Annotated in this window: 12 protein-coding genes and 1 pseudogene; 6 read left to right on the forward strand and 7 right to left on the reverse strand. The window is 67.6% G+C overall.

Translation table 11 applies throughout. From position 1 onward, the window contains the following. The first annotated feature begins 4 nt into the window (after positions 1-4). Together HSX14_RS24300 and HSX14_RS24305 are read left to right on the forward strand one after the other, a co-directional pair. Complete coding sequence (locus tag HSX14_RS24300; protein WP_173173066.1) at positions 5-289, forward strand: type II toxin-antitoxin system ParD family antitoxin; 285 nt, start codon at positions 5-7, stop codon at positions 287-289. Continuing rightward, on the forward strand, positions 289-642 hold the full coding sequence (locus HSX14_RS24305; RefSeq protein ID WP_021218735.1) for a type II toxin-antitoxin system RelE/ParE family toxin: 354 nt from the start codon (positions 289-291) through the stop codon (positions 640-642). The genes HSX14_RS24300 and HSX14_RS24305 overlap by 1 nt, the downstream gene beginning before the upstream one ends. Positions 643-717: 75 nt before the next feature. Here HSX14_RS24305 and HSX14_RS24310 read toward each other — a convergent pair whose 3' ends face one another. Both HSX14_RS24310 and HSX14_RS24315 read right to left on the reverse strand, forming a co-directional pair. Next, positions 718-2,442 (reverse strand): diguanylate cyclase domain-containing protein, encoded by a 1,725-nt coding sequence (locus HSX14_RS24310; protein ID WP_173173064.1) that lies wholly within the window; start codon positions 2,440-2,442, stop codon positions 718-720. A 2-nt stretch (positions 2,443-2,444) separates the two neighbouring features. Continuing rightward, a complete protein-coding gene (locus HSX14_RS24315) occupies positions 2,445-3,434 on the reverse strand; it encodes an ABC transporter substrate-binding protein (protein ID WP_228723493.1) in 990 nt (329 codons plus the stop codon). Positions 3,435-4,030: 596 nt separating this feature from the next. Between HSX14_RS24315 and HSX14_RS24320 the strand changes: the two genes are divergently transcribed. After that, a complete protein-coding gene (locus tag HSX14_RS24320) occupies positions 4,031-5,740 on the forward strand; it encodes an amidase (protein ID WP_173173060.1) in 1,710 nt (569 codons plus the stop codon). 111 nt (positions 5,741-5,851) lie between these two features. Next, positions 5,852-6,766, forward strand: coding sequence for an ADP-ribosylglycohydrolase family protein (locus HSX14_RS24325; RefSeq protein WP_173173058.1), 915 nt, complete (start codon positions 5,852-5,854; stop codon positions 6,764-6,766). A gap of 58 nt (positions 6,767-6,824) precedes the next feature. On the opposite strand, the gene HSX14_RS24330 is transcribed toward HSX14_RS24325, so the two are convergent. Then, positions 6,825-7,235 (reverse strand): carboxypeptidase regulatory-like domain-containing protein, encoded by a 411-nt coding sequence (locus tag HSX14_RS24330; RefSeq protein WP_173173056.1) that lies wholly within the window; start codon positions 7,233-7,235, stop codon positions 6,825-6,827. 84 nt (positions 7,236-7,319) lie between these two features. Between HSX14_RS24330 and HSX14_RS24335 the strand changes: the two genes are divergently transcribed. After that, positions 7,320-7,733 carry a hypothetical protein gene (locus HSX14_RS24335; protein WP_173173054.1) on the forward strand — a complete coding sequence of 138 codons (414 nt, stop codon included), beginning with the start codon at positions 7,320-7,322 and terminating at the stop codon, positions 7,731-7,733. Positions 7,734-7,894: 161 nt separating this feature from the next. Here the strand turns inward: HSX14_RS24335 and HSX14_RS24340 are convergent, their stop codons facing one another. Further along, positions 7,895-8,329 carry a MerR family transcriptional regulator gene (locus tag HSX14_RS24340; RefSeq protein WP_173173052.1) on the reverse strand — a complete coding sequence of 145 codons (435 nt, stop codon included), beginning with the start codon at positions 8,327-8,329 and terminating at the stop codon, positions 7,895-7,897. Between the two features lie 121 nt (positions 8,330-8,450). On the opposite strand from HSX14_RS24340, the pseudogene HSX14_RS24345 reads away from it, so the two are divergent. Next, positions 8,451-8,984: pseudogene (locus HSX14_RS24345) on the forward strand (oxidoreductase); the annotation flags it as partial. Here HSX14_RS24345 and HSX14_RS24350 read toward each other — a convergent pair. The 3 genes from HSX14_RS24350 to HSX14_RS24360 all read right to left on the reverse strand — a co-directional run bounded on the left by HSX14_RS24350 (position 8,969) and on the right by HSX14_RS24360 (position 12,324). Continuing rightward, the gene (locus HSX14_RS24350) at positions 8,969-9,415 is read right to left on the reverse strand and encodes a biliverdin-producing heme oxygenase (protein ID WP_173173049.1); all 447 of its coding nucleotides are present in this window, start codon (positions 9,413-9,415) and stop codon (positions 8,969-8,971) included. The pseudogene HSX14_RS24345 and the gene HSX14_RS24350 sit on opposite strands and share 16 nt — an antisense overlap. Next, entirely contained in the window at positions 9,412-11,799 is a 2,388-nt protein-coding gene (locus HSX14_RS24355; RefSeq protein ID WP_173173047.1) for a hybrid sensor histidine kinase/response regulator, read from the reverse strand. Before HSX14_RS24355 ends, HSX14_RS24350 begins: the two co-directional genes overlap by 4 nt. 63 nt (positions 11,800-11,862) lie before the next feature. After that, the gene (locus tag HSX14_RS24360; RefSeq protein WP_173173045.1) at positions 11,863-12,324 is read right to left on the reverse strand and encodes a response regulator; all 462 of its coding nucleotides are present in this window, start codon (positions 12,322-12,324) and stop codon (positions 11,863-11,865) included.

The following is a 12,324-nucleotide window of genomic DNA, read 5'->3' on the forward strand; positions in this document are numbered from 1 at the left end:
TGCCATGCCTACCCGAAACGTGGTGCTCAGCGACCACCAACACGAATTTGTCGAACGCCTGGTGCAATCCGGTTGCTATCAGAACGCGAGCGAGGTGCTGCGCGAAGGGCTGCGCCTTATCGAGGAGCGTGAGCGCCTGGAAGCAGCCAAGCTCGATGTGCTCCAGCAGGCGGCCCGTAAAGGTCGGGAAGATATCGCGGCGGGTCGTTACCTGGATGTGGAAGATGCCCAGCTCGAAGACATCATCGGCCAGCTTGGCCAGCAGGCCGCTCGACGCAAGCAAGACTGATGGCCCGGTACCGTTTATCCAAAGCCGCGCAAGCCGACATCCTCGACATTCTGGCCTGGACGGACGAGCAGTTCGGCGAGATTGCACGCCAGCGCTATCAGGCCCTGATCGTTGCCGGCCTGCGTGATGTCGCATCAGCCCCGAACCAGGCCGGCAGCGCGGAACGACCGGAGCTCGGCGACGGCGTTCGCTCCTGGCATCTACGACTGAGTCGCGAACGGGGCCGCACAGCGTCGGGCATCGTGCGCAATCCCCGGCACTTCCTTATCTACCGGCAAGAGGCGGACAGGATCGTGATCGACCGGGTTCTACACGATGCGATGGAGCTCTCGCGTCACCTGCCTGTCGAGTAGGCTGGCTGATATCCCCATGTTGGGCTTCGCACGCTCAGCACCAACCTACGGTGATCACCGTGCGCAGCCCGCCCTTCACTCCGGCGCCGCTCCCGCCCTCGCCTTCCGCCCTTCCAGCTTGGTCCGGTACATCGCGTTGTCCGCATGCAGCATCAGCGCCTCGGCGGTGGTGCCGTCCTGGGGGTAGATGCTCAGGCCGATGCTGGCGCCGATCTCCAGGGGCCGGCCCTTGATGGCCACGGGGTCGGCCAGGGCGATGAGGATCTTGTGCACGATGGCGCTGGCGGCCGCGGCGATGTCCGGGCCCTGGATCAGTACCACGAATTCGTCGCCGCCCAGCCGGGCGACCAGGTCGCCACTGCGTACGGCGCCGCGCAGGCGCCGGGCGACGACGATCAGCACTTCATCGCCCACCGAGTGGCCCATGTCGTCGTTGATCTTCTTGAAGTCGTCGAGGTCGATGAACAGCACCGCCAACTCGTCGCCGCCTTCGCCCACGGTGCAGATGGCACGCTGCAACTGCTGGAAGAACTGCCGCCGGTTGGGCAGGTCGGTGAGCGAGTCGTGGTCGGCCAGGTGGCGCAGCTCCTGCTGGTTGCGGCTCATCATTTCCATGTGCGACTTCAGTTCGCGGCGCATCAGGTCGAAGCCGCGGGCCAGCACGCCGATCTCGTCCTTGCGGGCGATGGGCAGCGCGACGTCGTGCATGTGCTCGGTCTGGAAGCTGCGCGCCGCGTGGCTGAGCATCTGCAGCGGCCGGGTCAGGGCGCGGGAGAAGAGCACCGCCAGCACCAGGGCCAGCACGCTGAACACCAGCACCATCTGGATGATGCTGCGCCCCAGCGAGCGCCCGCTGCCGAGCACGTCCTCCAGCGGGCGCGACAGGCCGAGCACGACGAACTGCTCCTCCCCGTTGAGGCCGAACGGCTTGCGCACGAAGGCCATGATCTTGCCCTCCGCCCGGGTCGGCGCATCCAGGCCGTTGACCAGCACGCTGGGGGCCTGGCGGCTCAGCAGCCGCTGGGTATCGGCGAAGCTGTCCTGGATGAGGATGCGCCGCCCCTTGTCGAATCCGAAGGCCATCGCCGGTACGGGGTGCACGAGGAAGTCGCCCCACTGGTTGGCCAGGTACAGCTGGTGCCCCTGCGGCAGGTCCGCCTCCAGCTGTTCGAGGAAGCGCTTGAGGTCGACGTTGATGACCACCACCCCCTGCACCACCCCGTCCTTTCCGGCCACGGGCGTGGCCACGCGCAGGGTCGGGGCGCCGTCGGCCGAATGGGCGCCGCGCTCGTGGTTGACCGTGATGGGCGCGAGGTACACCTGCCCCGGCTTGAGCAGCAGCGTTTCGAACACGTAGGGGAAATGGCCCTTCTCCTGCAGCAGCAAGCCGTCCACCTCGATCATCCGCTGGCCGTCGCGATCGAAGCGGATCACCTCGATGCCATGGTCCTGGCGGCTGATCAGGCGCACCTGGGAATACTGCGGATGCAAGCGCATCACCGTGGCGAAGACACCGGCCAGGTGCGGCTTGGCACCGGTATCGCCCGGTTGCGAACCGAGGCTGGCGACCAACGCGCTGGAAGGCATGTCGGCCAGGGTCAGGGCGTCCGCGTCGATGTCGCTCAGCAACGAGGACAGGCGCTGGCCGAGCAGCTCGGTGGAGGTCAGCAGGTTGCCTTCGGCCTCCTTGACCAGCAGCGCCTGGTTGGCCGAATAGGAGAAATAGCCGGTGATCCCCGAGGAGAGGATGCCGATGCAGGCGAGCAGGATCGACAGCTTGACGGTCAGGCCCATGCGCATGGCTAGAACCTCTCCTCCCGGTCACCGGACACGATGCGGCTCCACAGCGCCTCGCGGCGCCCCACGTCCTCCACCGGCTGCAGCCAGATGAGCCGCGCATCCCCGGCCGGCTCCGTGGGCACCTCGCTGGTGTTGGCCAGGCCCTGGCGCTCGCTCAGCAGCCTGCCGACCCGGGGTTCGAGCATGTAGTCGATCCAGGCCAGTGCCAGTTCACGATTGGTGGCGGTGCGCGTCATGGCCCAGCAGTCCAGCCAGGCGATGGCCCCCTCGTCGGGGATCACATAGCCCACGTCGGCCCCCGCCTGGCGCAGCTGCGTCACCTGCTGCATGCCGTAGTTGGCGAACAGCAGCGCCGCCTTGTGCCGCAGGAACAGGCCGGTCGCCTCCTCCGGCAGGCTGTAGTACGCCAGCAGGTTGCGGCGCAGGGCCACCAGTTGCCCGGTCACCCGGCGGAAGTCATCGGCCCGCAGGTGGAAGGGGTCGGCCAGCCCCAGCGTCAACGCGGTGAAGGAGAAGTTGTGCTGCGCGCTGTTGAAGGCCAGCACCTTGCCCTGGTAGCGCGGGTTCCACATCTCCGCCATCGAGCGCGGCGGCACAGGCACCTGCTGGCGGTCGTAGATCAGCCCCATCGCCGCGTAGGTGAAGGGGACCGCATACACCTGCCCTTCGCGGATCAGTCCCTCGATGGATTCGAGATCCTGGAAGCGCGGCAACTGGTGACGGGTGTTGGGCAGGCGGGCGAGGTCCAGCGGTTGCAGCATGCCGTTGTGGTAGTAGCGCTGGATCTCGGCGGTGTTGGCGGCGAGCACGTCGAACAGCTCGCCGTCCTGTGCGTGCAGCTTGTCCCAGAGCGATTCGTCGGAATCCACCAGGGTCACCACCACCTTCACCTGGTGCTGCTGCTCGAACGTCTTCACCACATCCGCATCGGCGTAGCCCGGCCAGGCCAGCACGTGCAATACCTCGCCGTCCGCCGCCGAGGCCGGCAACATGGTGCACAAGGCACAAAGAACCCAGAACCAACAGAGTCCGCGCATATCCCCGCCCTGGACGGAATTCGAAGGTTGAAACGATTCCGAAGCATGAATCGACAGCACCCGCCCAGGCGTCCTAGCACCGGAACGGGAGTTGCCCCCTCGAACCTGACAAAACCGGGCGACCGGCCTGCTTGCCCTGGCCGGATTGGAACCGTCGCTTCGGATTACCCCACAGCATAGCGATGGCGCATGGCGTTTTGCTGGGAGATATGGCCAAAAGCCGCCATCGGCACGGAGGATCGGACAAACGGAGAGCAACGACACCCCAGCAGCACCGTGCAGGCCGCATCCCGGCCCTGTGATCGCCATGGCGGGGCACGAGGATCGGGCAACGATGGGACGCCCGTACCCGCTTCATGCCTCTCTGCACAGACGCACAGGCTGGCGATTCCTCTACCACCGACTTGGTGGCTAAATAGGCCCCCTGTGAACGCCACCGACCAGGCCGCGCGTCCAACCCGTCGCACACGCATTGAAACGAGGACCGTCATGAAAACCGGTTTTGCACGCCTCATCTCCTCCCAGCCCCAGCAGCGCCCGGGGGTGGACGCATGATCGAAGTCACCGAAGTCGCCATCGCCGAGCTGCGCGCCGCGCTCGAATCCGGCCGTACCACCGCCGTCGAACTGGTCCAGGCCTACTTCGCCCGCATCGACGCCTACGACGGGCAGGACACCGCCACCGCCCTCAACGCCGTGGTCGTGCGCAACCCCGAGGCCCTGGAAGAGGCGCGCGCCTCCGACGCCCGTCGTGCCAGGGGCGAAACCCTCGGCCCGCTGGACGGCATCCCCTACACCGCCAAGGACAGCTACCTGGTGAAAGGCCTCACCGCCGCCTCCGGCAGCCCGGCCTTCGCCGAACTGGTCGCCCAGCGCGACGCCTTCACCATCGAACGCCTGCGCGCCGCCGGTGCCATCTGCCTGGGCAAGACCAACATGCCGCCCATGGCCAATGGCGGCATGCAGCGTGGAGTCTACGGCCGGGCGGAAAGCCCCTATAACGCCGCCTACCTCACCGCGCCCTTCGCCTCCGGCTCCTCCAACGGCGCCGGCACCGCCACGGCCGCGAGCTTCGCCGCCTTCGGCCTGGCCGAGGAGACCTGGTCGAGCGGCCGCGGCCCCGCCTCCAACAACGGCCTGTGCGCCTACACGCCGTCTCGCGGGGTGATCTCCGTGCGCGGCAACTGGCCGCTGACGCCCACCATGGACGTCGTCGTGCCCTACGCCCGCACCATGGCGGACCTGCTCGAAGTGCTCGACGTGGTGGTCGCCGATGATGCCGACACCCGTGGCGACCTGTGGCGCCTGCAGCCCTGGGTGCCGATCCCCGCCGCCTCCAGCGTGCGCCCCGCCTCCTACCTGGAGCTGGCGGCGAAGCCCGAGGCGCTGGCCGGCAAGCGGCTCGGCGTGCCGCGCATGTTCATCAACGCCGACCCGGAGGCGGGCACCAGCGAAGCCCCCGGCATCGGCGGCCCGACCGGCCAGCGCATCAAAACCCGCGCCTCGGTGATCGACCTGTGGAACGCCGCCCGCCAGGCCCTCGAAGCCGCCGGCGCCGAGGTGATCGAGGTCGACTTCCCGCTGGTCTCCAACTGCGAGGGCGACCGCCCCGGCGCACCCACCGTGTTCAACCGCGGGCTGGTGTCCAGGGAGTTCCTCCACCACGAGCTCTGGGACCTCTCCGCCTGGGCCTTCGACGACTTCCTCCGCGCCAACGGCGACCCCAGGCTCAACCGCCTGGTGGACGTCGACGGGCCGAAGATCTTCCCCCACGACCCGGGCACCCTGCCCAACCGCGAGGGCGACCTGGCGGCGGGCATGGACGAGTACGTGAAGATGGCCGAGCGCGGCATCACGCCGTGGGACCAGATCCCCACCCTGCCCGACGGCCTGCGCGGCCTGGAGCAGACCCGCCGCATCGACCTCGAAGAATGGATGGACCGCCTGGGGCTCGATGCCGTGCTGTTCCCCACCGTCGCCGATGTGGGCCCGGCCGATGCCGACGTGAACCCCGACTCCGCCGACATCGCCTGGAGCAACGGCGTCTGGGTCGCCAACGGCAACCTCGCCATTCGCCACCTGGGCGTGCCCACGGTCACCGTGCCCATGGGCGTGATGGCCGACATCGGCATGCCTGTCGGCCTGACCTTTGCCGGCCGCGCCTACGACGACTCGACGCTGCTGCGCCTCGCCTCGGCCTACGAGGCCACCGGCAGCAAGCGCCTGGTGCCGCCGCGCACCCCGCCGCTGGCCCGCAGCTGACGGAACGGCGGGATCGGGGCTGCACGCACCGTTCCCGCCCCCTCATCGCGAAGGCACTTGCCCCAGGCCCGGCCCTGGAGTACCAATCAGGTCCGCCACGGGGATACGCACATGGACTTACTGGATCGCTACAAGGGATGCCTGCTCGGCCTGGCCAGCGGTGACGCCGTCGGCACCACCCTCGAATTCTTCCCACCCGGCACCTTCAGGCCCATCACCGACATGAACGGCGGCGGCCCCTTCGCCCTGGCGCCGGGCCAATGGACCGACGACACCTCGATGGCCCTCTGCCTCGCCGAAAGCCTGCTGGAGAAGAACGGCTTCGACGCCGCCGACCAGATGACCCGCTACCTCAACTGGTGGCAATGGGGCTACTGGAGCTCCACCGGGCAATGCTTCGACATCGGCACCACCATCCGCGAGGCGCTGACCCGCTTCCAGCAAACCGGCGATCCCCTCGCCGGCTCCAGCGAACCGGACACCGCCGGCAACGGCTCGCTGATGCGCCTCGCCCCGGTGGTGATGTACTACTTCCCCCGCCAGGAGGACGTCGCCCACTTCGCCCAGCAGAGTTCGCGCACCACCCACGGCGCCGCCGAAGCCATCGAAGCCTGCAAGCTCCTGGCCCAGGTCATCGCCAATGCCCTGGCCGGCAAATCCCGCGACCAACTGCTCGACGCCTCCCCCGTCCTCTACCTGCAACCGGCCATCCGAGACCTGGCCGAGGGCAGCTTCATCGGCAAGCCCCGCGAGCAGATACGCGGCACGGGCTACTGCGTCGCCTCGCTGGAAGCCGCGCTCTGGTGCTTCTGGTCCACCGACTCCTTCGAAGCCGCCGTGCTCGAAGCCGCCAACCTGGGTGACGACGCCGACACCACCGCCGCCATCGTCGGCCAGGTCGCCGGCGCCTACTACGGCAAGCCCGGCATCCCGGCCAGGTGGCTCGGCAAGCTGCATCAAGGGGATGAGATAGAGGGGATCGCGTCGGCGCTGTATCAAGCAGCGCTCACACGAAACGCGGGATGACAGGTAGCCCGGGCTTCAGCCCGGGACATGCAGGTTGCCGCCAAGATCGAAAGCCCGGTCAGCTCCTGGGCTCGGGACAGGCCGTGGACTCCCCCGGCTTGAGGACGAACGTCGGATAGGCCTCGAAATCATCGCCATTGCTAAAAGTGGTGGTCTGGGTCGCGTAGCCCGGGCTCTTCACGCACCAGTTCCAGAAGAACTGCTGCGCCCCGTGGATCACGAAGAACTCGAGGCGCAGGTCCTTCACCTTGTAGAAGGTCGCGAAGCCCGCCGGGTCGGTCATCGCCGTCGCCCTGAACTGCTCCCAGCCATAGGGATAGGCACTGCTGATCAACACCACCTCCGCCGACTCCAGCGGCTGGCCATGCTCGTTGTGCACCTGTGCCTCGGCATAGGGCTGGAGGGTCTTGTAGACGGGGACGCAGGCGCAGAGGGTGGTGCAGGTGATCGCTGCCAGCAGGCTTTTCATCCACTTAAGATCCATTCGAAGGCGTACCTTTGACACAGCGTTCCAAAGTAATAACAGTCGTCCGACGAGAAAAATGAGCTAGCGATGTACTTAGTAGAAATCAACCAAAACCGCCCCGACTTCAGGGTATTCATCGACCTGCTCTACGGTGCGAGGCGCAATGTCGATACGGATGGCGACGCCAACCCCGTCCATAGCCGAGCCTGGACGTATCTCTACCTGGCGGATCGCGAGAGCGACGACCCTCCAGTGGATATCTCTGAACTGGAAGGGCGACCCGGCGTCTACGTGGTGGAGTCTGAGTCCGAGCGCCTCATGCAGCTATGTGCGCTTTACCTGTTCATGAAATGCGGTAGCTCGCTGGTCCAGAACTCACACGCGCTTACGGTTGATGAAATCTCGGCACTCAAGGCTCGGTATAGCTTGGAGTTATCCCGAGCGGACGCAGCGTTGTGCCATGCCTCATCTGCTGATCTCCCATACCCGAACAGTAGATAACCATGCGCTGGCTCACGATTCCGGCATCGGCCCTTTTCGGCATCAGTTGTCTACAAGGCTCAGACTTTCTGTAAGGCGAAACTGCGTGCACGGTTCGTCCGCTCCCTTGGCGAGACTTGGAGCTGCTGTGGTGGGCTCAAGCCCACCCTACGGCTGTGTCATCACGACGCCGCTTCCTTCGTCCCCTTCCCGTTGCGCTCCCGCCATTGATCCATCACGCGCTTGGCATTTTCCGCGCAGTCCATGCCTTCGGGCTTGCCCTCGATGCTGGCGATGGTCTGCAAGAGGCGTTCGCGGCTTTGCGCCAGGCGCTGCTGGACGATCTCTATCTCCGCGACCTTGGCCCGCAGGCCGGCGAGCAGGCGGTCATGGTCACCGATGCGCAGGTCGGCGCCGGGCATCAGGCTGCGCATCTCCTCCAGGCTGAAGCCCGCCTGTTGGCCGCAGCCGATGATTTCCAGCACGTGCAGGGTCTCTTCCGGGTAGTCGCGGTAGCCATTGCCCAGGCGCTGGGCGCGGATCAGCCCGCTGGCCTCGTAGAAGCGGATGCGCGAGGCGGCGAGGCCGCTGCGCTTGGCGAGTTTGCCGATTTTCATTTTCCGGGGGCTCCCCTATTGACCTTGAAGTTGACTTTAACCTTAGCCTTTGCGACGACACAGCCCCCGCCGCGCGCCGCTCAAACCCGAGCCGACGACCGGCCCCCACCCGGAGAGCCCCATGTCGCCCTTCCAGCCCCTGAAATTGCCCAATGGCGCCGTCATCCCCAACCGCATCGCCAAGGCGGCGATGGAGGAAAACCTCGCCCACCCGGACCAGACCCCATCCGACGAGCTGCTGCGTCTCTACCACGCCTGGGCGGAGGGCGGCGCCGGCCTGCTGCTGACCGGCAACGTGATGGTGGACGCCCGCGCCATGACCGGCCCCGGCGGCGTGGTGCTGGAGGAAGGCCAGAAGCTGGAGCGCTTCCGCGAATGGGCGCGCATCGGCCGTGCCCAGGGCGCGCAGTTCTGGATGCAGATCAACCACCCCGGCCGGCAGATGCAGGCCAACCTCGGCCAGCCCACGGTCGCCCCCTCCGCCGTGGCGCTGGAGATGGGCGGCCTGTCGAAGATGTTCCCGGTGCCCAAGCCGCTGGACGAGGCGGAGATCGCCGCGCTGATCCAGCGCTTCGCCCGCACCGCGGTGCTCGCCGAGCAGGCTGGCTTCACCGGCGTGCAGGTCCACGCCGCCCACGGTTACCTGCTGAGCCAGGGCCAGAGCGGCAGGCCGTCACCATGGCCCAGGTAGCACAGCGCGGTGGCGGCGCCCGGCCAGGCGGCCTGGCGGACTCGGCTGGCGAGCAGGCGCGAACCGAGGCGCGACCCTTCCAGCACGTAGGCGAGGCCCCAGAGCGTGCCGGCGTCGGCCGTCAGCACCACGGCGGCGGTTTCCGGGATGGGCAGGTGCAAGGCTTGCAGGTCGCGGCATAGCGCTTCGCGGCGGCGGCGTTGCGGCCAGTCGTCCAGCAGCCGCTCGATGCCCGCCGCCTCCATGGCCGGTTCCAGCGCCAGGAGGGCGCGGGCGTGGGCCTGGAGGAAATCGCCATAGCCGCTGCGGCTTTCCAGGCAGAAGGCCGAATAGGCGCAATCGACCCGCGCGTGCCAAGGGGCGCCCGCGTCCCGCAGGAACTGGCGAAGGCTCATGCGACGTGACGCTTCAGGGCGGCGCTGAGCTTGGTGGCCAGCTCGTCGTCACGGAAGGGCTTCTGCACGATCACGCTGTCGCTCACGTCCAGGTCGTCCAGCTCGGCGTAGCCGGTGATGTACAGCACCGGCAGCGCCGGGTAGCGCTGCCGGGCCAGGCGTGCGAGCTCGGCGCCATTGAGGCTGGGCATGGCGAAGTCGGTGAGCAGCAGGTCGACGCCCTCATCGAGCAGTTCCAGCGCACGGGCACCGCTTTGCGCCTCGCGCACCCGGTAGCCCAGCGCATCGAGCAGGGAGGCGGTCACCTCGCGCACATTGTCGTCGTCGTCCACCAGCAGGATGGTGCGCCGCGGCCCCTCCAGCGGCGGCTCGGCGGGCAGGTGCAGCTCGGCCGGCGCCTCGCCGGCATCGGTCTGGATGCACGGCAGGAAGACCTTGACCGTGGTGCCCTGCCCTTCGCAGGTCTCGATGCTGACGCCGCCGCCGGACTGCTTGGCGAAGCCGAACACCTGGGCCAGGCCGAGCCCGGACCCCTTGCCCACCTCCTTGGTGGTGAAGAACGGCTCGAAGGCCTTGGCCACCACCTCGTCGCTCATGCCGCTGCCCGTATCGGTGATCGCCAGCACCACGTAGGGGCCGGGCTCCGGGTCTTCGGGGCGCTGCGGCGCCTGGCTGACGACCTGGTTGGAGGTGCTCAGGCGCAGGGTGCCGCCGGCGGGCATCGCATCGCGTGCGTTGATCGCCAGGTTGAGGATGATCATCTCGGTCTGGGTCGGGTCGACCAGCGCGCGCCACAGGTCGGGCGCGGTATCGGTGTCGATCCAGATGGAGCCGCCGAGGGTGCGCTGGAGCATGTCGAGCAGGCCGCGCACCGTGTCGTTGAGGTTCACCTCCACCGGTTCCAGGCGCTGGCGCCGGGCGAAGGCGAGCAACTGGCCGGTGAGCTTGGCACCCCGCTCGCCGGCTTCCTTGATGTTCTGCAGCCGCCCCTGGGAACGCTCGAAGTTGCCGCGCGCCAGGTCGCGCTCGAGGAAGGTGGTGCTGGCCAGGATCACCGTCAGCAGGTTGTTGAAGTCATGGGCCACGCCGGCGGTGAGCTGGCCGACCGCTTCCAGGCGCTGCAGCTGCTGCAGCGCCGCCTCGACGCGCTCGCGCTCGCGGATCTGCTCGCGCAGCTGGGCGTTGGCGCTGGCCAGCTCGTCCATCACCGCGCGCTCGCTGGTGATGTCGCGCACGGCGGCGTACATCAGCCCTTCGTCGGGAACGATGGTCCAGGACAGCCAGCGGTACTCCCCGTCCTTGTGGCGCATGCGGTTGACGAAGCGCGTGGAGACGTTGCCGCTGGCAATGTTCTCGGCCTCGCACAGGGTGGCGTCGATGTCGTCCGGGTGGATCAGTTGCCAGAGCTGCACGCGGGTCAGCTGCTGGCGGGTGAGCCCGAGGGTTTCCTCCCAGGCCGGGTTGAGGGCGATGGGCGTCATGTCGAAGCGCAGCACCGCCAGCAGCTCGCGGGACAGCTCCCAGGTGCGGTCGCGCTCGCGGGTGCGCCGCTCGACACGCTCGCCGAGCATCTCGTTGAGGCGTTGCAGGGCTTCGGTGGCGTACTTCTGCTCGCTGATGTCCTGCAGCACGCCGATGAAGCGTACGCAGCGGCCCTCCTCGAAGAAGGCGCGGCCGCTGGTCTGCACCCAGCGCTCGCGGCCGCCGGGCAGCTGCAGGCGGTATTCGGCCTGGTAATCGTTGCCGCTGTCGTTGGACAGCGCCTCGTTCATCCGGCGCTCCAGCAGCGGCCGGTCCTTCGGGTGGCAGCGATCGAGGAAGGTGCGCAGGCTGATCTCGGCATCTTGCGGCAGCTCGTAGAGCGCCTTGCAGCGCTCGTCCCAGATCACCCGGTCATCCTCGGGCTGGTAGTCCCACATGCCCATGCGTGCCGAGTCGATGGCCAGGCGCGCGCGCACCTCGACCTCCATCAGCGCCTCTTCGGCCATGAGCCGGCGCTTGCGCTCGTGCACCTCGGCGAGCGCGCGGGTCACCGCCTTGGGCAGCAGGCTGAGGTTCTGCTTGAGCACATAGTCGATGGCGCCCTGGCGCATCATCTCCACCGCGTGCTCTTCGCCGAAGACGCCGGAGAGGAAGATGAAAGGCGTTTTCGGGGCCAGGCGCCGCGCCACTTCCAGGGCCTGGGCACCCGAGGAACCGGGGAGGATGAAGTCGCAGAGGATCAGGTCGTACTGGGTGCGCAACAGCGCTTCCTCGACGCCCCGATGGTTGTAGACCAGGGTGGACTCCACCAGCAGGCCGCTACGTTCCAGGGTCAGCAGGGCCAACTCGGCGTCGCGCGAACTGTCTTCGACTAACAGCAGGTTCAAAGGCTTTTGCGGCATGGACAGTCGTCGTCATTCCCTGTTGCCCGGCGATGGCGGCCGGGGCGTGGCTATGGTCGCGGCTCAGGAGCCCGGGCGGCGCTGGAGGCGCAGCGAGCCGGGCGGCGGTTCGTTGAGCACGGCCCAGAAGATGCCCAGGTCGGAAATCGCCGCGACGAATTCCTTGAATTCGACCGGCTTCACCACATAGGCGTTCACTCCCAGCTCGTAGGCGCGCTGCAGGTCGGGCTCCTCCCGCGAGGAGGTGAGCATGACGATGGGGATACTGCGCAGCTCGGGGGTGTCGCGCACGGCCTTGAGCACTTCCAGGCCGTCGATCTTCGGCAGCTTGAGGTCCAGCAGCATCACCGCCGGGTTGCCGTCGGCGCGCTGGGCGTGGTCGTTACGGCGGAACAGGTAATCCAGCGCCTCGGCGCCGTCGCGCAGGACGATCACGTCGTTGGCCAGCTGGCTGCGCTCCAGGGCCACGAGGGTCAGCTCAAGGTCGCGCGGGTTGTCTTCGATCAGCAGGATGGGTTTGAGCAT

It is taken from the genome of Pseudomonas tohonis (genome assembly GCF_012767755.2).
In the GTDB taxonomy this organism is placed as follows: domain Bacteria; phylum Pseudomonadota; class Gammaproteobacteria; order Pseudomonadales; family Pseudomonadaceae; genus Metapseudomonas; species Metapseudomonas tohonis.

Excerpts from the sequence above, each read along its gene's own strand:
- HSX14_RS24300 (WP_173173066.1), top strand. The coding sequence starts at position 5 with ATGCCTACCCGAAACGTGGTGCTCAGCGACCACCAACACGAATTTGTC.
- HSX14_RS24305 (WP_021218735.1), top strand. The coding sequence starts at position 289 with ATGGCCCGGTACCGTTTATCCAAAGCCGCGCAAGCCGACATCCTCGAC.
- HSX14_RS24310 (WP_173173064.1), bottom strand. The coding sequence starts at position 2,442 with ATGCGCATGGGCCTGACCGTCAAGCTGTCGATCCTGCTCGCCTGCATC.
- HSX14_RS24315 (WP_228723493.1), bottom strand. The coding sequence starts at position 3,434 with ATGTTGCCGGCCTCGGCGGCGGACGGCGAGGTATTGCACGTGCTGGCC.
- HSX14_RS24320 (WP_173173060.1), top strand. The coding sequence starts at position 4,031 with ATGATCGAAGTCACCGAAGTCGCCATCGCCGAGCTGCGCGCCGCGCTC.
- HSX14_RS24325 (WP_173173058.1), top strand. The coding sequence starts at position 5,852 with ATGGACTTACTGGATCGCTACAAGGGATGCCTGCTCGGCCTGGCCAGC.
- HSX14_RS24330 (WP_173173056.1), bottom strand. The coding sequence starts at position 7,235 with ATGAAAAGCCTGCTGGCAGCGATCACCTGCACCACCCTCTGCGCCTGC.
- HSX14_RS24335 (WP_173173054.1), top strand. The coding sequence starts at position 7,320 with ATGTACTTAGTAGAAATCAACCAAAACCGCCCCGACTTCAGGGTATTC.
- HSX14_RS24340 (WP_173173052.1), bottom strand. The coding sequence starts at position 8,329 with ATGAAAATCGGCAAACTCGCCAAGCGCAGCGGCCTCGCCGCCTCGCGC.
- HSX14_RS24350 (WP_173173049.1), bottom strand. The coding sequence starts at position 9,415 with ATGAGCCTTCGCCAGTTCCTGCGGGACGCGGGCGCCCCTTGGCACGCG.
- HSX14_RS24355 (WP_173173047.1), bottom strand. The coding sequence starts at position 11,799 with ATGCCGCAAAAGCCTTTGAACCTGCTGTTAGTCGAAGACAGTTCGCGC.
- HSX14_RS24360 (WP_173173045.1), bottom strand. The coding sequence starts at position 12,324 with ATGCTCAAACCCATCCTGCTGATCGAAGACAACCCGCGCGACCTTGAG.